The sequence below is a fragment of the Actinomadura darangshiensis genome (assembly GCF_004349235.1).
GTDB lineage: Bacteria > Actinomycetota > Actinomycetes > Streptosporangiales > Streptosporangiaceae > Spirillospora > Spirillospora darangshiensis.
Window position 1 is genome coordinate 1 of sequence record NZ_SMKY01000171.1, and the last position, 19,210, is coordinate 19,210.

The following is a 19,210-nucleotide window of genomic DNA, read 5'->3' on the forward strand; positions in this document are numbered from 1 at the left end:
GCACCAACTGGGAGACGGTCTCCGGCAGCCAGGCCACGCCCTGCGGAGGAGCCGCCAGATGGGGGACGAGGGCGGCGGGGACGGGACGCCGCGCCGGGTCCTTGTCGAGGCAGGTGGCGATCAGGTGGCGCAGGCCGGGGTCCGGGACCGCGGCGAGGTCCGGAGGGTCGTGCAGGGCGCGGTGGATCAGGACGTGCACAGGTCCTTGCCCGAACGGGCCCGAGCCGGTGGCCGCGAACGCCAGGACGGCGCCGAGCGCGAAGACGTCGGCGGCCGGTCCGGCGCGGCCGCCCGCGGCCTGCTCCGGCGCCAGGTAGCCGGGCGAGCCGAGGAACGCTCCGGACTCGGTGATCGCGGTCGCCTCGGCGGCCTGCGCGATGCCGAAGTCGATCACCCGGGGGCCGTCGGGGGTGAGCATGACGTTGCCGGGCTTGAGGTCGCGGTGGACGACTCCGGCCCCGTGGATCGCGACGAGCGCCTCGGCGAGCGCGGCACCGAGGGCGCGGACGGCGGGGGGCGGCAGCGGCCCGTGGGCGTCGATCGCGTCCCGCAGCGACATTCCGGGAAGGTAGGCGGTGGCCAGCCAGGGCACCTCGGCGTCCGGGTCCGCGTCGACCAGCGGTGCCGTGTACGCGCCGCCGACCGACCGGGCGGCCGTCACCTCGCGCCGGAACCTCGCACGGAATCCCGGCTGGGCGGCGAGGGCCTCGTGGACGACCTTGACCGCCACCATGCGCCCGCCCGGGGACCGTCCGAGGAACACCTCGCCCATGCCGCCGCTGCCGAGCCTGGCGAGAACCCGGTGGTCGCCGAGGTGCGTCGGGTCGCCGGGCTGGAGTGGTCGCACGTTTCCTCCGTGGGTGGTCACGAGCCGGTGAACGTCCGGGTCGGGACGTCGTGCAGCAGGCCCAGCACATTGCTGCTGGAGGCGTGGATGTCCCCGACGGCCAGGTTGCAGGACAGGGAGGCGCCGGCGAAGCAGGTGCTGTACTGGTCGGCCGCTCGACTGAGGTGGGGCACCTCGTCCAGCACCTTCTTGTAGCGGGCGGCGTCCGGGCGCTGCTCGATCGCCGTGCGCAACTGGGCCGCGATCCCCAGCGGGTTGGGGCAGGAGCCGACGCTCGTCGAGCAGTCCGCCAGGGGCAGGAGGCGCTTGTCCCATTCGGCGGCGAAGGCGCGTTCGCTGTCGTATTCGCGGTGGCAGCGGCTGTCGCACCCGGATTCGTCACCGGCCAGGAAGTGCTGGGCCAGGGTGCCGGCGGCGGCGAGCAGCACCAGGCCCGCGGCTGCGAGGGCGACGACCGGGGCGCGTCGGCGGCGGCGCAGGAGGGCCTTCGTGTCCTCGGCGCGGCCCGCGATGTCGGCGGCGACCGTTTCCGGCAGCCAGCCGGTCCCGTCCGGTGGTGCCGCGAGGCGCCGGAGCAGTTGGCCGGGGTCGGGCCGCACGGCCGGATCCCGTTGCATGCAGTCCGCCACCAGGGCGCGGAGGCGGGCGTCCTCGATCTGGTCGAGACGGGGTTCCTCCCGCACGTTCCGGTAGATCTGGACTTGCGGCGCCGCCCGCCCGTAAGGCGAGTTACCAGTTGCCGCGTACACGAGGGTCGCGCCGAGGGCGAAGACGTCCCCGGCCGGCCCGGTCTCCTGTCCGGCCGCCTGTTCGGGCGGCATGAACCCCGGCGTCCCGACGACCTGGCCGGTCCGGGTGACCCGCGCCGCCTCGGCGGCGTGCGCGATGCCGAAGTCGATGACGCGCGGCCCGTCCGGGGCGAGGATCACGTTCGACGGTTTCAGGTCGCGGTGCACCACGCCGGCCCTGTGGACGGACGCCAGCGCCTCGGCCAGCCCGGCCGCGAGCGCGAGCACCGCGTCGGCGGGCATCGGACCGTGGGCCGCCACCGTCTCCTGGAGCGACAGACCCGGTAGGTACTCGGTCGCCAGCCACGGTTCGGCGGCGTCGGGATCGGCGTCGATGACCGGTGCGGTGAACGCGCCGCCGACCGAGCGGGCGGCCGCGACCTCGCGCTTGAAGCGCTCCCGGAACGCCGCGTCGTCGGCGAGCGCGCGTCTCACCACTTTGACGGCGACGGCGCGGCCCGCCGGGGTACGGCCGAGGAAGACCTCCCCCATCCCGCCCGCCCCCAGGCGCCGCAGGAGCGTATACGGACCGACACGGCGGGACACCTGGACGTCTCGCACCAGCGCTGTGCCCCCTTGAAGACCCTTGAGACCGATCGCCCGCCCTCGCGGAGATGGCGACGAACCAGGATACGGGCGGCCGGTATATATCCGGAATATGCGCAGGACGTGAGGAGCGCCTCAGCGCGCACCCGCACAAGGAGACGCCCGGCCGGGGGGCGGCCCGGCCGGGCGTCTTCTCGGTTTCAGTCCAGGTGGAGGTTGGAGGCCAGGTTGTCGAAGTGGTGGTCGGCGTCGCCGTAGGAGAGGGACGTCGCCATTGCGTGTTCGGAGAAGAGGTGCAGGTCGTGTTCTTGGGTGAAGCCGATGGCGCCGTGCACCTGGTGGCCTAGGGCGCATACGCGTTCGTACGCCTCGCTCACCCACGCCTTGGCCATTGCTACTTCCTGTGTGGCGTCTCGGCTCGCGGATAGGAGCCAGATCGCTTCGTAGGCGATGAACCGGGAGCCGAGCACGTCGATCGCCATGTTCGCGCAGTGGTGCTGGACGGCCTGGAACGAGCCGATGGCCTTACCGAACTGCTCGCGTTCCGTTGCGTACCGCACCGTCATGTCGAGGACGTGTTGTGCCGCGCCCACCATTTCCGCGCAGGTTCCCGCCGCGCCGAACAGCGAGATCGCCTCGGCCGCTTCGGGGCCGAGGGAGTCCACCGCCCGCACGCCGTCCAACGCAACGTGGCATGGACGGTCGGCGCCGACCGTGCCCAGTGGCTGGAGCGTGACGTCGGAGGCGTCCACCCAGAACGCGTGGGGCTCACCGTCGAGTCGCGCCGCCACCAAGATGTGCTCCGCGGACGCGGCATAGGGGACGAACGTCGCTGTGCCGTCCAGGACGTATTCGGTGCCGTCACGCGAAGCCGTAGGCCCTTCCTCGGGCCGGTCCCAAGGAAGAGGCGCAGCGGTCACGATCTGGCCGCTCGCAATGGCGGTCAGCCGGCGATCCTTCTGCTCCGGCGTCCCGAAGCGGGCGACCGGCATTCCGCAGGACGCCACCGATGACAGCAGCGGGCTCGGCACCTGCGCGTATCCGAGTTGCTCGAACAAAAGGCAGACGTCCAGGAAGTCGCCGCCCACGCCGCCGTGCTCCTCCGGAAAGGCGAGGCCCGTCCAGCCGAGTTCGACCATCTCCTTCCAGAGCGCGGCGGAGTACCCGGCCGGGTCGCCGGCCAGCGCCCGCGCACCGGCGGTCGCGGCGCGGGACGCCAGCACCTCGCGGGCGGTGGAGGCGATCAGCTCCTGGTCCTCGGTCAGGCTCAGGTCCATCGCGGCGGCACCTTGTCGGAGCGGACCCACACGCCCGGCCGCTCCTCCCAGAACAGCTGGACGAGGACGCCGCCGGTGTGCTTCGGATGGATGAACGTGTGCTTCCAGGCGGCGCCGTCGGTGACACCCTCCTCGTCGTCGAAGGTCGGCGTCTCGTGGTGCGAGCACGCCGCCATGGCCTCGTCCCAGTCGGAGACCTCGAAGGTGACGTGGTGGGCGCCGGGGCCGCCCTTGTCAAGGAAGCGCGAGATGAACGAGTCCTCGCCGCGCGGCATGATGACTTCCCAGCAGATGGCCGAGCCGGGGATGTTCAGGACGAGGTCGGCCATGTCGGGATGCTCTTCGTCGGCCGTCCGCCACACCTGCACGAACCCCGCGAGGTCCTGGTACCAGCGGGCGAGCACGTCGCGGTCGTGGAACGCCTGGCAGATGTGGTCGAGGGCCACGATGCCGAGGGACGGCCCGTCCGACGAACCCGTGACGGCGCGAGAGGCGGACGAGTCGCCGCACATGTCCAGGCTGCCGGGCCCGCGCAGGCGCCACAGCACGCCGGGCCCGTGCTCGGGCGGGCTCAACGACGCCTCCAGCCACCGTCCCCGCGCGCCGTCGGTCGCCTTGATGCCGCGCACTTCGAGTTCCGCCTGGACGGCCTCAAGGTCGGGCACCTCGGCGCCGACGTGGTGCAGTCCGGGGCGGCCTCCGTGCTCGTCCAGCCACGTCTGCAGCGACGAACCGGAACCGGAGGGCGCGACGACCTCCCACGCCTGGCCCCGGCTGCCGGGGATCTCCAGCCGGGCGCCGCGGACGCCCTCGCCCGGGTCGTCCCAGCTCCGGACGGGCCGGAACCCGAACAGCCCGGACAGCCGCGCGACCTGGGCGTCGAGGTCGGGCGTCACCTGCGCGACATGATCGATGCGGTAGATCTGCACGGGTCCTCCTAGCTCGGGTGGGGCTCGATCCAGTCGTAGCCGTAGGTGACGAGTTCCTTGACGAGCCGCAGGTTGTAGCGGTTCATCGCGGCGATCCGCTCGGCCAGCTCGCCGACCCGCTTGTCGAACTCGTCCGCCGGGTACACGTCGTTGACCAGGCCCAGCTGCAGCGCCCGGTCGGCGCCGATCCGCGCGCCGGTGAAGAGCAGTTCCTTGGCGCGGGCCTTGCCGATCCGTTCCGGCAGCCGTTTCACGCCGCCCCAGCCCGGCGCCGACCCGCCGAACTCGGGCTGGTCGGGGTCGCCGTCCTCGGTCATCTTGGGACGGTACGGAGGACGCGCCGACAGCGTGATCTCGACGAGCCCCATCTTGGCGTTGTCGGACGCGACGATGAAGTCCGCGGCGAGCGCCAGCTCCAGGCCGCCGCCGACCGCGTACCCGTGCACGGCCGCGATGACCGGCACCGAGGTCCGCTCCATCATCGCGAACGTCTTCTCGCCGAGCCGGCCCTGCTCGATCCGCTCGCGCGGGGTCAGCTTCTCCGACCAGGCGAGGTCCATTCCGGCGCAGAACGCGCGCTCGCCGGCGCCGCGCAGCACGACCGCGCAGACGTCCTCGTCGTCGTCCACGCGGGTGAAGATGTCGCGCAGCTCCGTCATCGTGGTCGGCGTCAGCGCGTTCAGCTTGTCGGGCCGGTTGAGCGTCAGCCAGGCGACCCGCTCCTCGATCCGCAGGTCGACGGTCTCGTAGGCGTTCTCGTCGGGCATGGGGTCGGTCTCCTCCTATGGTGAATCGGCTGGGTGGTCAGCTGCGGGGCAGGTTGAGGCCCCTGGTGGCGATGACGTTGCGCTGGATCTCGGTGGTGCCGCCGAGGAAGGTGGACGCGACCGAGTCGCGGCGCATGTGGGTGAACGCGGCGGCGAGCGGCGCGCCCTCGCGGTCCCAGACGGCGGCGGACCGGCCGAACGCGCGGGCGCCCGTGCGGGCCAGCCGCTGGTGCAGCTCGGCGCCGAACAGCTGGTTGATGGACGCCTCGAAGTCCGGTTCGTCCCCGGCCGCCTGCCGCGACACGGTGTAGCGGGCCAGGTTGTACAGGACGCGGATCTCGGTCTGCCGCCGCGCGATCTCCTGCCGCAGCGCCGGGGTGCTGCGGGCGAACCGGGCGCCTTCCGGCGAGCGCAGGTAGGTCACCAGCTCGGCGAGGGCCTGCTCGTACTTGATCGTGGCGCCGATCCCGGCCCGCTCGAAGCCGAGCGCGGACATCGCCACGTACCAGCCGCGGTTCTCCTCGCCGACCCGGTTCGCGACCGGCACCCGGACGCCCTCGAAGAAGATCTCGCAGAACGGCGCGGCGCCGCGGATGTCGGTGATGGGGCGGATCGTCACCCCGGGCGCGTCCGCCTTGATCAGCAGGAACGTGATGCCGCGATGCGGCTTCCCGGCGTCGGGGTCGGTGCGGACCAGCACGAACAGCCAGTCGGCGTACTGGCCGAGGGACGTCCACACCTTCTGGCCGTCCACGACGTACTCGTCGCCGTCCCGGACGGCACGGGTGCGCAGCGAGGCCAGGTCGGACCCCGACCCCGGCTCGGAGAACCCCTGCGCCCAGCTCGCCTGCCCGGAGGCGATCGGCGGCAGGTGCTCGGCCTTCTGCTCCTCGGTGCCGTGCACCAGCAGCGTCGGGCCGAGCAGGAACGCGCCGATGCCGTTCACGGTCGGCACCCGCGCCCGCATCATCTCCTCGTGCAGGACGAACTCCTCCAGCGCCGACAGCCCGGCGCCGCCGTACTGCGCCGGCCAGTGCGGCGCGATCCAGCCGCGCGACGCCAGCGCCGCCGCCCACGCCTTCGCGCCCTCGCGGCGCCCCGGGTCGTCGGCGACCCGGTCGACGGGCCAGTTGTAGCCCGCGACGTCCTCCGGTTCGAGGCTCTGCTCCTCGTCCCCGGCCGGACGGTACCCGGCGGGGAAGCTCTCGCCGATGAACGCGCGGACCTCCTCCCGGAAGGCGGCCTGCTCCGGCGTGTCGTCCCAGTTCACCGGCCGTCAGCCTCCCCGTCCCAGGTCGTGTCGGTGATCCCGTGCTCGCCCTGCGCGCGCAGCTTGTACTTGGCGACCTTGTCGGTGGGGGTGCGCGGCAGCGCCTCCACGAACTCGACGTAGCGCGGCACCATCGAGCGCGGCAGGCGCTCCCGGCAGTAGGCCACCAGTTCCTCCGGCTCCATTCCGGTGTCGGGTTGCACGACGATCGACACCTTGATGTCCTCGTCCTCCAGCTCCGAGGGCACGCCGATCGCGGCGCACTCCAGCACCGCCGGATGCTGGTTGATCTCGGTCTCCAGGTCGAAGGCCGAGATGTTCTCCCCGCGCCGGCGGATGGCGTCCTTCATCCGGTCAAGGAAGAAGTAATACCCGTCGTCATCGCGCCATACCCGGTCTCCGGTGTGGAACCACATGTTCCGGAAGCACTGGGTCGTGGCCTCCCAATTGCCGTAGTACCCCGTCGTGAGGACGAACGGCTGCCTCGGCCTCAGCACCAGCTCGCCCGGCTCCCCCGGCCCGAGCTCCCGGTCGTTCTCGTCCACCACGGCGACCTGGAAGCGCTCCTCGTGCGCCTGCCCGCACGAGCCGATGCGCCACTCCCCGTACGGGCTGCCGGTCGCGATGCCCGCCTCGGTGCTGGTGTAGGTCTCCACGGACCGGACGCCGAACCGCTCCCGCATCGGCTCGTCCAGGTTCGATTTGCCCATGTAGAACGTCTCAAGGCGGTGGTCGCGGTCGCGGGACGTCGGCGGCCGGTTCAGCAGGATCGGGATCATCGAGAACACGCTCATGCACACCTGCGCGTCGAAGCGGCGCACGTCGTCCCAGAACCTGGACGCGCTGAACCGCTCGACGATCGCGATCGACCCGCCCCCCAGCAGTGCGGAGAGCATGCCGTCCCAGAGCGCGGCGGCGTGGAACAGCGGCAGCGGGCAGTAGACCGTCTTGCCCCAGCGGTCCAGGAAGTCGAGCGAGTCGTAGGCGCAGGTCAGCGCGAGGGCGTGCGGCACCATCGCGCCCTTGGACGGCCCCGTGGTGCCGGACGTGTACATGATCGCCTGCATGTCGGCGAAGCCCACCTTGACGTCGACGCGGCCGTCGCCGTCGTCCGGCAGCGCCCACAGGTCCCGGGCGGGCTTGCCGAGCTGGTCGAGCAGCACGCCGGACGCGGCGGCGTCCCGGACGATGACGCGGCCGAGCTTCGGCAGCCGGTCGGCGAGTTCGGGGAGGCGCTCGGCGTACGGCCCGTCGATGATCAGCCAGCCGGAGTCGGAGCTGTTTAGGACGTGCCGGAGCAGCTCGCCCCGGTAGGCGATGTTGATCGGCACGGCGACGGCGCCGAGCCGGGCGAGCGCGAAGACGAGGTGCACGATGTCGGCGCAGTTGGGCAGCATCACGCCCACGTGGTCGCCGCGCCGGACGCCGGCGCCGGACAGGGCGCGGGCCAGCCGGTCGGCGGTGGCGTCGACCTCGCCGTAGGTGATCTCTCCGTCGCGGAACTTGAGGAACGTCTGCCTTCGGTGAATCTGCGCCTGCGACCGGAGAACGTCCCCGAGGACGAAGCTCTCCAGCGTCTCGTTGCGCATCCGGACCTCCGCTGTCGCTGCGTGGCGTGGGTCGTCGGTTGGCTTGGGCTGGTGGACGGATGGACGGGTCGACGGCGGGCAGGGGGCGGTAGGAACGGTGGGACGGAATCGGCCAAGAGCGATCCGCAACCGGACATTGCCTTAAATAGAGGAACACGAATCGCGACACACGGCAACACTGGCAAAAAGGGAACAAATCGGTTTCAAGAGTCGCCTTGTGGGGCAGCAGGCAACCAATGTGACTGAGGCCACACCAAACGCCGCCCCCCGTTTCGGACATCCCTGGCATGGTTTTAGGCCCGGCACAGACAGCGAAACGCCCGGCCGGGCCGTGGGCCTGACCGGGCGTTCCCGCGTCGGACGGGATCAGTGAATGACGCCGTCGATCCAGCCGTGGTAGTGGCCGACGCTCGTGTAGATGTCGGGCGTCTCGCCGCAGACGTCGCCGACGCCGCGGGAGTCGAGCCCGGTGAGCACCCAGCGGCCGTTCGCCTTGCTCAGCAGCGGTGAGCCGGAGTCGCCGTTGCAGGGCCCGCGGACGCCCTCGGGGTTGTCGGTGCAGATGTCGTTGGCGCGGATGCCCCAGGAGTCGTCGCCGTTCGCGTCCACCCGGCACTTCTCCGTCGTCGGCGCGATCACCTTGGTGTCGAGCTGCTGCAGCTTCACGGGCAGCTGGCTCGGGTCGTCGGCGTCGGTGGAGGTGTAGCCCCAGCCGATCTGGCGGACCGGCGTCCCGGTGGCGGGGATGCTCGTCGCCCGCCGGACCGGTGCCTGCGGGACGGCCGCGTCGAGGTGCAGGAGCGCGATGTCCTTGCCCTCGGAGCGGTCGTCCAGGTACTGGTAGCCGGGGTTGACGACGATGCCCTTGAGCTTGGCGACGCTGCCGCCCGCCGTCCGGTCGAGGGATCCGATCCGGACGTGGAACAGCGCCGGGTCCATGACCGTGTAGGGGGCGCCGTTCGTGCCCGCCTCGGTCACGCAGTGGGCGGCGGTGACCACCCATTCCTTGTCGATCAGCCCGCCGCCGCAGCGGTGCGAGTCCGGGTTGCCGTTCCGCTCGTACTGCAGGGAGGCCATGAACGGGTAGACCTGGTCGGCCGGGGTGCCACCGATGATCTTCGGGGTGGGCGGCGGCTCCTCGGCCTGCGCCGCCGTGCCGAGGCCGGCGATCGCCCCGGTCGCGAGCGCCGCCGCCACCGCCGTGCCGGCGAGCCTGCGCCAGGTGCCGCTCGTCTTCCTGTCGTGCGTCCGCAAGGACAGCTCCGATCGGTCGAGTTGATCTTGACTCGGAGGACGGTACCGGCTCCGGCGCGGCCTGTGCGGCGGCTCGATCCAACAACCGTCCAACAGATCAGAACCCCCTGGTCAGCCCGGGTGCACAAGGATTGCCAACGATCACCCCCGAGGATCGGAGGATCTCGCCAGCATCGATCATGGGCGGCGCCTCTAAGGTTCTCCCGTCCCCTGCGGAAGGAACGAGTGCGTCATGCCGAACCCGATGGCCCCGGAGCCCCGCTGGTGCTCGTGCCGTGTACCGGACGTCAGCCGCAGGCAGGTCCTGGGCGGCCTCACCGCCGCCGGCGCGCTCGCCGTCGCCGGCTGGCCCGGCACGGCGGCGGAGGCGGCCGCGCACGGCAAGTCGCTGACGATCACCGTCATGGGCACGTCCGACATCCACAGCCACGCGGTCAACTGGGACTACTACAAGGACGCCGAGTACAGCGACGGCGACGGCAACACGGTCGGCCTCGCGCGCGTGTCCAGCCTGGTGAACCAGGTCCGCGCCGACCGCGGACGCGACCGCACCCTCCTCTTCGACGCGGGCGACACGATCCAGGGCACCCCGCTCGGCTTCTACTACGCCTCCGTCGAGCCGATCACCGAGACCGGCAAGACCCACCCGATGGCGCGGCAGATGAACGCCATCGGCTACGACGCCGTCGCCCTCGGCAACCACGAGTTCAACTACGGCATCCCGTTCCTGGACAAATGGATCAGCCAGATGGACGCCCCGGTGCTCGCCGCCAACGCCGTCCACCCGGGCACCCGCCGTCCCGCCTACGAGCCGTACATCATCAAGAAGATGCACGTCCGCGGGCACCCGCCGATCCGCGTCGGCCTCCTCGGCCTCACCAACCCGGGCATCGCGATCTGGGACAAGGCGAACGTCTCCGGCAAGCTCGACTTCCTGGACCTGGTGGAGACCGCCAAGCGCTGGGTCCCGGTGATCCGCGCCCGCGGCGCCGACGTCGTCATCGTGAGCGCGCACTCCGGCGACAGCGGCACGTCGTCCTACGGCGACGACCTGCCCGTCGAGAACGCGGCCGCGCTGGTGGCCGAGCAGGTCCCGGGCATCGACGCGATCCTCTTCGGCCACGCGCACCTGGAGATCCCCGAGCGCTTCGTCACCAACAAGGCCACCGGCCGGACGGTCGTGATGAGCGAGCCGATGTGCTGGGGCCAGCGCCTGTCGGTCTTCGACCTGACCCTCAAGCACGAGCGGGGCCGCTGGAAGGTCACCGGCAAGTCCGCGACGACGGTGAACAGCAACACCGTCGAGGAGGACCCGGAGCTCGTCACGCTGATCAAGAAGCAGCACGACGCGGTGGTCGGCTACGTCAACAAGGAGGTCGCGACCTCCACCGAGGAGATGTCGGCGGCGGAGTCCTGCTGGAAGGACACGGCGATCCTGGACTACATCCACCTCGTCCAGACCGAGAAGGTCAAGGAGGCCATCGCGGGCACCGCGCACGCGTCGCTCCCCGTCGTCTCGATCGCCGCCCCCTTCAGCCGCGCCGCGACGTTCCCGGCCGGCAAGGTCACGATCAAGGACATCGCCGGCCTCTACATCTACGACAACACCCTCCTGGCGAGCATCCTGACCGGCGCCCAGATCAAGGCGTACCTGGAGTACTCCGCCCAGTACTTCAAGCAGGTCGCCGCCGGCGCCCCCGTCGACCCGGCCTCGTGGACGAACGCGAACAACCGTCCCGACTACAACTACGACCAGTTCTCCGGCGTCGCCTACGACGTGGACATCGCCAAGCCGGAGGGCTCCCGCATCACCGGCATGACCTACGACGGCAAGCCGGTCGCCGACGACCAGCAGTTCGTCGTCGCGGTCAACAACTACCGCCAGTCGGGCGGCGGCGGCTTCCCCCACATCACCACCGCCGAGGTCGTCTACAACGCCCAGGTCGCCATCCGCGAAGCGATCGTCGAGTACGCCTCCACGGCGGGCACCATCGACCCCACCAAGTTCCACGTGGACAACTGGAAACTCGTCCGAGACGGCGCCCCGGTCTTCCAATAACGGTTGGCGCCGCCGTGCACCGGTCCTGCCGGGTCAGGTCGGGGCGGTGCCGGCGGCCAGGAACATCGGCAGGGCCAGGAAGAGGTGGTCGGTTTCGGCTCGGGTGCGCTGCTCGGCGATCCAGCCGTCCGCCTGCTCGCGCGTGACGGCGCCGGCGGAGACGGCTCCTTCGGCCGTGTTGACGAGCATGGGCAGCATCGTCGGCCCGGTGAACACGCCGGTGTGCACCTCGGCCGTCACGTCCTGGAAGCCGGCGTCCAGCAGCAGGTTGCGGTACCGGCGTGCGATCTGCGGGTTTGGGATCAGGTCGGCGCGCGCGTGCACGATGGTGCGGGTCAAGGCCGGGTCGCCGGAGTCGATGACGACGGTGTCCCAGTCCTGGCCGACCAGGACGATCCGTCCCCCGGGCGCCAGCACCCTGCGGGCCTCCGCGAGCGCTCGCTCCGGCTCGGCCAAAACGTGGAACACCTTGTCGGCCCGGTATCCGGCCATGGACGCGTCCGCGATCGGCAGCTCGTACGCGCCCGCGAGCCGGAAGTCCCCCTCGGGCCACCGATCGCGGGCGACGGCGATCATCTGCTCGTCCGGGTCGACGCCGACGGCCCGCACGGAGCGCTCGGCCAGGTCCGCCACCGCCCGGCCGGCGCCGCAGCCCACGTCCACCATCGACGTTCCGGCTTCGGCGCCGAGCAGGTCGTAGGAGCGGAGCCGCAGCGCCCCGGCGCCCGGGAGGTTCTCGGCCGCGTCGAGCAGCGTGATGAGCTTGCCGGTGGGTGTCCGCTTCGTTTCCATGGGCATGCGCATCAGGATGCGACTTAAAGCGGACTTGAAGTCAAACGACGGGTTGCGGCTCGGCGTTCTCGGGTTCCTCGACGGCGGGACGGTCCTCGGGACGCGGCGTGTTCATCAGGACGGCGACGATCACCGCGCCCGTCACGAGGATGCCCGCGGCCCATACGCTCGCCGTCCCGAAGCCCTCCGCCACCGCCTGCTTGCCGAGGGCGGGGTTCATGCCGTGCGAGGCCAGGTAGTCCGCGGTCGCACTGGTGGCGATGGTGTTGAGCAGCGCGATGCCGATCGAGCTGCCGATCTGCTGCGCGGCGTTGACGCTCGCCGAGGCCACGCCCGAGTCGCTCGGGTCGACGCCGTGGGTGGCGTAGTTGATGGCCACCGGCAGGATCAGGCCGGCGCCGAAGCCGAACAGCATCCCGACGACCAGGACGCCGCCCGCGTAGCCGGTGCCGGCGTCCAGGGTGGTCATCCACAGCATGCCGCCCGCGCTGATCAGCATCCCCGGGACGATCAGCGTCCGCGGCGGGACCTTGGGCAGCAGCCGGGTGGACAGCCCGCCCGCCGACAGCAGGACCGCCATGACCATCGGGAGGAAGGCCACGCCCGTCCTGATGGGCGAGTACCCCTTGACCACCTGCATGTAGTAGGTCATGAACAGGAACGCCGCGAACATGCCGACCCCGGCCAGGCCGACGGCCAGGTAGGCGGCGCCGCGGGTGCGGTCGGCGATCACGCGCGGCGGCAGCAGCGGCTGCGCGACCCGGCTCTCGACGACGGTGAACGCGGCGAGCAGCAGCCCGCCGCCGACGAGGAGGCCGACGACCAGCCCCGAGTCCCAGCCCTTGGACTCGGCCTGGCCGGCGGCGTAGACGACCGAGACCAGCCCGCCGCCGACCAGCAGCACGCCCGGGACGTCGAACCGGGCCCTGCCCTCGTGCCGCGACTCGGTCAGCAGCACGTACCCGCCGACCGCCGCGACCAGGGCGATCGGGATGTTGATGTACAGGCACCAGCGCCAGTCCAGGTAGTCGGTCAGCGCCCCGCCGGCCAGCAGCCCGATCGCGCCGCCCGCGGCGGAGATGGCGCCCCAGATCCCGAACGCCTTGGCGCGGTCCTGCGGGCGGGTGAACATCACCGCCAGCAGCGACAGCGCGGACGGCCCGAGCAGCGCGCCGAACCCGCCCTGCAGGGCGCGGGCGACGAGCAGCATCTCGAAGCCGGACGCCGCGCCGCCCAGCGCCGACGCGCCCGCGAAGCCGAACAGCGCGACCAGGAAGGTCCGCCTGCGGCCGGTGTAGTCCGCGATCCGGCCGCCGAGCAGCAGCAGGCCGCCGAACGCCAGCGTGTACGCGGTGATGATCCACTGCCGGTCGCCGTCGGAGACGGCCAGGTCCCGCTGGATCGACGGCAGCGCGATGTTCACGACGGTGCCGTCCAGCACGATCATGAGCTGGGCCAGCCCGATGAAGAACAGCGCGGCCCAGCGGCGCGAAGCGACCGCCGGTGCCTCTCTTGTTGACATGACCTCGTCCTCACTCAGGTGGTGGTGCCGCGCGGAACGTCCGTGCGGCTTCCTGCTGGACACGAGATGCCTGACGCCCGATTTCTGTGACAACGCCCCAATGTGACGTGGGCCACCGGTCCGCGCATGTCACAAAGCGGCAGGAGCCGGAGTCTTGTGCGTATGGACTCCGCCACCGAGGCGTTCGTCGCCCACCGCAGGCTGCTGTTCACCGTCGCCTACGAGATGCTGGGATCGGCCGCCGACGCCGAAGACGTCCTCCAGGAGACCTGGTTGCGATGGGTGGGCGTCGACCTCGGAACCGTGCGCGACCAGCGCGCCTACCTGGTGCGCATCACGACCCGCCAGGCGCTGTCCCGGCTGCGCACGCTCGGCCGCCGCAAGGAGAACTACGTCGGCCCCTGGCTGCCCGAACCCCTGCTGACCACGCCCGACGTGGCCGAGGACGTCGAACTGGCCGAGAACGTCTCGATGGCGATGCTGCTGGTGCTGGAGACGCTCACCCCGACCGAGCGGGCGGTGTTCGTGCTGCGCGAGGTGTTCGACCTGCCCTACGCCGAGATCGCCGACGCCGTCGGTAAGCGCCCCGCCGCGGTCCGCCAGATCGCCCACCGGGCGCGCTCGCACGTCGCCGCGCGGCGGCCCCGCGACGTCGTCTCGCCGACCGCCGCGCAGGCCGCGCTCCATGCCTTCCAGCGGGCGGTCGAGACCGGCGACCTGCAGCACCTGCTGGACGTCCTCGCGCCGGACGTCGTCCTGCTGTCCGACGCCGGCGGGCTCAAGCGGGCCCTGCCGCGGCCCGTCGTGGGGGCCCGCAAGGTGGCCGGCCTGCTGACCGCCGGCCTCAAATGGGCCAAGGCCGAGACGTCGTTCGAGCCGGTCCAGGTGAACGGCTGCCCGGGCCTGATCGTGCGGCTGGGCGGAGAGACAGAGGGCGTCCTGGCCCTGCGGGTGGAGAACGCCTTGATCACCGGCCTCTACGTGGTGCGCAACCCCGACAAGCTGTCACGCATGAGCCAGCGCACGACGCTCACCCGCACCCCGGCCTCAGTTCGCTGAAGGTGCGGCGATAGGTCGTTGGGGGGACGCCCACCGCGCGGGTGAAGTGGTGGCGGAGGTTGGCCGGGGTCCCCAGGCCGGAGCGTTCGGCAATCTGGTCTACGGGCAGGTCGGTGGTCTCCAGCAGGCCGCGGGCGTGGTCGATGCGGATGCCGCGCAGCCAGGCCATGGGGGTCGTGCCCGTCGCCGCGTGGAAGCGCCGGATCAGGGTGCGCGGGGTGACGTTGGCTCGCCGGGCCAGGGCGGTGACCGTGAGCGGTTCGTGCAGGCGGTGGCGGGCCCAGTCGAGCAGGGGGCCGAGTTCGTCCGCGTCAGGGACGGGGATCGCCGCGTCGATGTACTGGGCCTGCCCTCCCGGACGATGTGCGGGCATGACCAGGCGTTTCGCGAGTGCGCCCGCCACGGCGGCGCCGTGGTCGTTGCGGACGACGTGCAGGCACAGGTCAAGCCCGGCGGCGGTGCCCGCGCTGGTCAGGACGTCGCCGTCGTCGATGTAGAGGACGGACGCGTCCACCAGGACCTTCGGGTAGCGGGCCGCCAGCTGGGCCGCGTGCATCCAGTGGGTGGTGGCGGGGCGTCCGTCCAGGATCCCGGCGGCGGCGAGGACGAACGCGCCGGTGCACAGGGACACGACGCGGGCGCCGTTGCCGTGCGCGGCCCGGACGGCCTCGACCAGGTCGGACGGCTGATCGTCGAGCACGCTCGCGCAGGCGGGGATCACCACCGTGTCGGCCTCGGCGAGCGCGTCGAGGCCGTGCCCGGCGTGCGGGGCGAACCCGGCGGCGGTGCGGGTCCCGGGGGCGGCGCAGAGGCGGAAGTCGTACCAGGAGCCGGCGAGCCCCTCGCGTTCGTAGCCGAAGACCTCGCAGGGGATGGCCAGCTCGAAGATCGGCACGCCTTCGGTGACCGCGACGGCGAGCGTGTGCATGTCACTATTTTAGCGATAATGGTCGTTTCCGCCACTTGGACCGCGCCGGCCGGGACGCCAGAGTCGGAGGCATGAACGACTTCCCGCTCGGACGAGCCTCCTTCGACCCGCCCGCGCACGCGGCCGAGCAGGTATGGCAGCACGTCACCGGCCTGCTCCAGAGCGAGCACGCGCAGGTCGCCGGGCGGCCGGTGAGCGCGCCCGTGGACGTCCGGCGGCTGAGGGCCGCCATCGGGGCCTACGGCTTCGACCGTCCGGCCGCGCCCGAGCAGGTGATCGACGAGGTCGCGGAGCTGCTGCGCGCGACGACCGTCCACACGACCCATCCCGGGTACTTCGGGCTGTTCAACCCGACGCCGACCCTGCTGGGGGTCGTCGGCGAGACACTGGCCGCCGCGTTCAACCCGCAGCTGGCCGCCTGGTCGCACGCGCCCGCGGCGGTCGAGATCGAGGCGCACGTGCTGCGCTTCCTGGGCGAACGCCTCGGCTACCCGTCCGGGAAGGTCGCCGGGTCGTTCACCAGCGGCGGCGCGGAGGCGAACCTGACCGCCGTCCTGCTGGCGCTGACCAAGACCTGGCCCGAGTACGGCGAGAAGGGGCTGCGGGCGCTGACCGGGCGGCCGGTCATGTACGCGTCGGCGGAGAGCCACCTCGCCTGGCTGAAGATCGCGCACGCCACCGGCATCGGGCGGGACGCCGTCCGGCTCGTCCCGGTAGGGCCCGATCTGCGGATGGACGTGAGCCGGCTGGCGGAGCGGATCGCGGCCGACCGCGCCGGCGGCGACCTGCCCTTCCTCGTCGTCGCGACCGCCGGGACCACGGCGGCCGGAGTCATCGACCCCCTTCGCGACCTGGCCGGCCTCGGGCTTCACCTGCACGTGGACGCCGCCTACGGGGGCGCGGCGGCACTGTCCGACCGGCTGAGGCCGGCCCTGGACGGCATCGAGCGCGCCGATTCGATCACGCTGGACGCGCACAAGTGGCTGAGCGTCCCCATGGGCGCCGGGGCGCTGCTCACCACCGACGCCGAGGCCCTCGCGGAGACGTTCCGGGTCACCACGTCCTACATGCCGGCCGAGATCCCCGACACCGTGGACCCGTACACGTCCGGCCAGCAGTGGTCGCGCCGCTTCATGGGCCTGAAACTGTTCCTCAGCCTCGCCGTCGCGGGCCGCGAGGGGTACGCCGAGCAGCTCGAACGCGACGCCGCCCTGGCGGACGCGCTCCGCGCGAGGCTCGCCGCCTCCGGCTGGGACATCGTCAACGACACCCCGCTCCCCGTCGTCTGCTTCGCCGACCCCGGCGACGGGACGTGGGAGCACCACGGCGCGCTCGCCGACCACGTCGTCCGCGGCGGGCGCGCCTGGATCAGCCCGGTGAACCTGGGCGGGCGCCCGGCCCTCCGCGCCTGCGTCATCAGCCACCGCACCACGCTCAAGGACGTCGAAGCCCTCGTCCAGGCCGTGAACGCGGCCCGCGACTAGGTCAGGGGACGCGGGCCACGCCGCAGAGCATGGAGACGTCCTCGATGGCGGGGCGCTTGTCCGGCGGGTCCTCGGGGCGCCACTCGACGACCGACGTGACGCCCGGCGGGAGGATCTCCAGGCCGTCGAAGAAGCGGGTGAACTCCTCCCGGCTCCGCAGCCGGAACGGGACGCCGCTGCGCTCGTTCGCCTCCACGCTCTCGGCGTACCCCTCGGGCGTGAGATGGTCGCCGGTCGCGTGCGTCATGACGAGGAAACTGCCCGGCGGCAGTGCCGACAGCAGGCGCGAGACGACCCCGTACGGGTCGTGGTCGTCGGTGATGAAGTGCATGGTCGCGACCAGCATCAGCGCGGTGGGCCGGGACAGGTCGAGCGTGCCCGCGAGGCCGGGGTTCTCCAGGATCCTGCCGGGTTCGCGCAGGTCGGCCTCGATGTAGGCGGTCCTGCCCCGGGGTTCGCTGGTCAGCAGGGCCCGGGCGTGGACGAGCACCACCGGGTCGTTGTCGACGTACACGACCCGGGACGCCGGCTCGATCGCCTGCGCGACCTCGTGCACGTTCCCGGCCGACGGCAGTCCCGCGCCGATGTCCAGGAACTGGCGGATTCCGGCCTCGCCGGCGAGGTACCCCACCACCCGCTGGAGAAATGCGCGGTTCTCCCGGGCGGACAGATACACGGTCGGGAACGCGGACGCCACCGTCTCCGCCGACTCGCGGTCCACGGCGAAATTGTCCTTGCCGCCGAGCCAGTAGTTGTACCGCCGGGACGGATGCGCCTTCGTCGGGTCGATACCCGGCGGAACCCGTTCAGGATCCACGGCGACCCCCCTTTCATTGCCCGCCACGAGACCCCCATTGTGCAGGGCCGACGCCATGCTCGCACGGGCGGGGCCCCCAAAACGGCCGCCGTTGTGAAATGGTGGCGAACGTGGATCTCTTCTACAGTCCGTTCGACTTTGCGATTCAGGACGATCCCTACCCGGTGTATTCGCGACTGCGCGAGAAGTCACCGGTGTACCGGAATGACGGCGACGACTTCTGGGCGATCTCCCGGCACGCCGACATCGTCGCCGCATTGCGGGATTCGGCCCGCTTCTCCAGCCGGAACGGGTTGCGGATCGAGCCCGCCTTCTGGGGCCCGGACGCGGAGCGGTTCTTCTCCTTCGTCGCGATGGACCCGCCGAAGCACACCCGCATGCGCGGGCTCGTGTCGCGGGCGTTCACGCAGAAGCGCGTCCAGGCGCTGGAGCCGCGCCTGCGGGAGATCGCGCGCGACTGCCTGGCCCCGTACCTGGACGGCGACGCGTTCGACCTGATGACCGGTTTCGCGGGCCGCTTCCCCACCGACGTGATCTCCGAGCTGGTCGGCGTCCCCGCGGCCGACCGCGACAGGGTCCGCGACCTCGGCATGGCGATCATGTACCGGGACGAGGCGGGCGGCGACCTGCCGCCGGAGGCGCTGCAGGCGATCGGCGCGCTCGTCGGCTACTACACCGAGCTGACCGTCGAGCGGTCCAAGGAGCGCCGCGACGACCTGCTGTCCGGCCTGCTGGACGCGGCCGAGGGCGAGGACCGCCTCACCCCGGAGGAGATCGTCGGCGTGCTGATCCTGCTCGTCGGCGCCGGCATCGAGACCACGATGCTGACGCTCGGCAACGCCTGGCACGCCGCCTGGCGGCACCCGGACGAGCGGGCCAAGGCGTTCGCCGGACGGATCGGCGACTGGATCGAGGAGACCCTGCGCTGGGACCCGACGACCCAGGCGCTCGCCCGCACCACCACCGAGGACGTCGAGCTGCACGGCGTGACGATCCCGGCGGACGCCCGCGTCCTGCTGCTCGTCGGCGCGGGCAACCACGACCCGGACGTCTTCCCCGAGCCGGAGCGCTTCGACCTCGACCGCGACACGGGCCCGTCGCTCGCGTTCGGCAACGGCCGGCACCACTGCCTCGGCGCGAACCTCGGCAGGCTGGAGGCGCGCATCGCACTCGGCGAGATCACCAAGGTCGTCGCGGACTACGAGATCGACATCGACGCGGCCGTCCGGGTCCGCTCGTCCAACGACCGCGGCTTCGCCTCCCTCCCCACCCGCATCACCGC

The 19,210-nt window shown here is 71.7% G+C and carries 16 protein-coding genes; 4 read left to right on the forward strand and 12 right to left on the reverse strand.

All coding sequences use genetic code 11. From position 1 onward, the window contains the following. From E1293_RS29790 to E1293_RS29825, 8 genes are all read right to left on the reverse strand, one after another. On the reverse strand, positions 1–847 hold an 847-nt coding region (locus E1293_RS29790), incomplete at its 3' end, for a serine/threonine-protein kinase (RefSeq protein ID WP_165978451.1). 17 nt (positions 848–864) lie between these two features. Beyond that, positions 865–2,196 carry a serine/threonine-protein kinase gene (locus E1293_RS29795; RefSeq protein WP_341770220.1) on the reverse strand — a complete coding sequence of 444 codons (1,332 nt, stop codon included), beginning with the start codon at positions 2,194–2,196 and terminating at the stop codon, positions 865–867. 185 nt (positions 2,197–2,381) lie between these two features. Beyond that, a complete protein-coding gene (locus E1293_RS29800) occupies positions 2,382–3,458 on the reverse strand; it encodes an acyl-CoA dehydrogenase family protein (RefSeq protein ID WP_132200813.1) in 1,077 nt (358 codons plus the stop codon). Further along, entirely contained in the window at positions 3,449–4,387 is a 939-nt protein-coding gene (locus tag E1293_RS29805; RefSeq protein ID WP_132200814.1) for a VOC family protein, read from the reverse strand. The genes E1293_RS29800 and E1293_RS29805 overlap by 10 nt, the downstream gene beginning before the upstream one ends. 8 nt (positions 4,388–4,395) lie before the next feature. Beyond that, complete coding sequence (locus tag E1293_RS29810; RefSeq protein ID WP_132200815.1) at positions 4,396–5,154, reverse strand: enoyl-CoA hydratase/isomerase family protein; 759 nt, start codon at positions 5,152–5,154, stop codon at positions 4,396–4,398. A 37-nt stretch (positions 5,155–5,191) separates the two neighbouring features. Further along, entirely contained in the window at positions 5,192–6,424 is a 1,233-nt protein-coding gene (locus tag E1293_RS29815) for an acyl-CoA dehydrogenase family protein (RefSeq protein WP_132200816.1), read from the reverse strand. Continuing rightward, a complete protein-coding gene (locus tag E1293_RS29820; RefSeq protein ID WP_132200817.1) occupies positions 6,421–8,013 on the reverse strand; it encodes an AMP-binding protein in 1,593 nt (530 codons plus the stop codon). Before E1293_RS29820 ends, E1293_RS29815 begins: the two co-directional genes overlap by 4 nt. A 366-nt stretch (positions 8,014–8,379) precedes the next feature. Next, positions 8,380–9,267, reverse strand: a complete 888-nt coding sequence (locus E1293_RS29825) for a S1 family peptidase (RefSeq protein WP_132200818.1) — start codon at positions 9,265–9,267, stop codon at positions 8,380–8,382. A gap of 232 nt (positions 9,268–9,499) precedes the next feature. Here E1293_RS29825 and E1293_RS29830 point away from each other — a divergent pair, with 232 nt between their 5' ends. Beyond that, on the forward strand, positions 9,500–11,326 hold the full coding sequence (locus E1293_RS29830) for a bifunctional metallophosphatase/5'-nucleotidase (protein ID WP_243716750.1): 1,827 nt from the start codon (positions 9,500–9,502) through the stop codon (positions 11,324–11,326). 33 nt (positions 11,327–11,359) lie between these two features. Here E1293_RS29830 and E1293_RS29835 read toward each other — a convergent pair whose 3' ends face one another. Then, the gene (locus tag E1293_RS29835) at positions 11,360–12,124 is read right to left on the reverse strand and encodes a methyltransferase domain-containing protein (protein WP_132200819.1); all 765 of its coding nucleotides are present in this window, start codon (positions 12,122–12,124) and stop codon (positions 11,360–11,362) included. A gap of 34 nt (positions 12,125–12,158) precedes the next feature. Next, on the reverse strand, positions 12,159–13,640 hold the full coding sequence (locus tag E1293_RS29840) for an MFS transporter (RefSeq protein WP_132200820.1): 1,482 nt from the start codon (positions 13,638–13,640) through the stop codon (positions 12,159–12,161). 162 nt (positions 13,641–13,802) lie between these two features. Here E1293_RS29840 and E1293_RS29845 point away from each other — a divergent pair, with 162 nt between their 5' ends. Beyond that, complete coding sequence (locus tag E1293_RS29845) at positions 13,803–14,699, forward strand: RNA polymerase sigma-70 factor (protein WP_132200821.1); 897 nt, start codon at positions 13,803–13,805, stop codon at positions 14,697–14,699. On the opposite strand, the gene E1293_RS29850 is transcribed toward E1293_RS29845, so the two are convergent. Next, the gene (locus E1293_RS29850) at positions 14,671–15,627 is read right to left on the reverse strand and encodes a GlxA family transcriptional regulator (protein WP_132200822.1); all 957 of its coding nucleotides are present in this window, start codon (positions 15,625–15,627) and stop codon (positions 14,671–14,673) included. The two genes, E1293_RS29845 and E1293_RS29850, sit on opposite strands and share 29 nt — an antisense overlap. A gap of 71 nt (positions 15,628–15,698) precedes the next feature. Here E1293_RS29850 and E1293_RS29855 point away from each other — a divergent pair, with 71 nt between their 5' ends. Beyond that, a complete protein-coding gene (locus tag E1293_RS29855; RefSeq protein ID WP_132200823.1) occupies positions 15,699–17,111 on the forward strand; it encodes a pyridoxal phosphate-dependent decarboxylase family protein in 1,413 nt (470 codons plus the stop codon). 1 nt (position 17,112) lies between these two features. Here E1293_RS29855 and E1293_RS29860 read toward each other — a convergent pair whose 3' ends face one another. Beyond that, entirely contained in the window at positions 17,113–17,928 is an 816-nt protein-coding gene (locus E1293_RS29860; RefSeq protein ID WP_207939171.1) for an SAM-dependent methyltransferase, read from the reverse strand. A gap of 194 nt (positions 17,929–18,122) precedes the next feature. On the opposite strand from E1293_RS29860, the gene E1293_RS29865 reads away from it, so the two are divergent. After that, positions 18,123–19,210 (forward strand): cytochrome P450 (locus tag E1293_RS29865; RefSeq protein ID WP_243716752.1); only part of this gene is annotated, 1,088 nt, incomplete at its 3' end.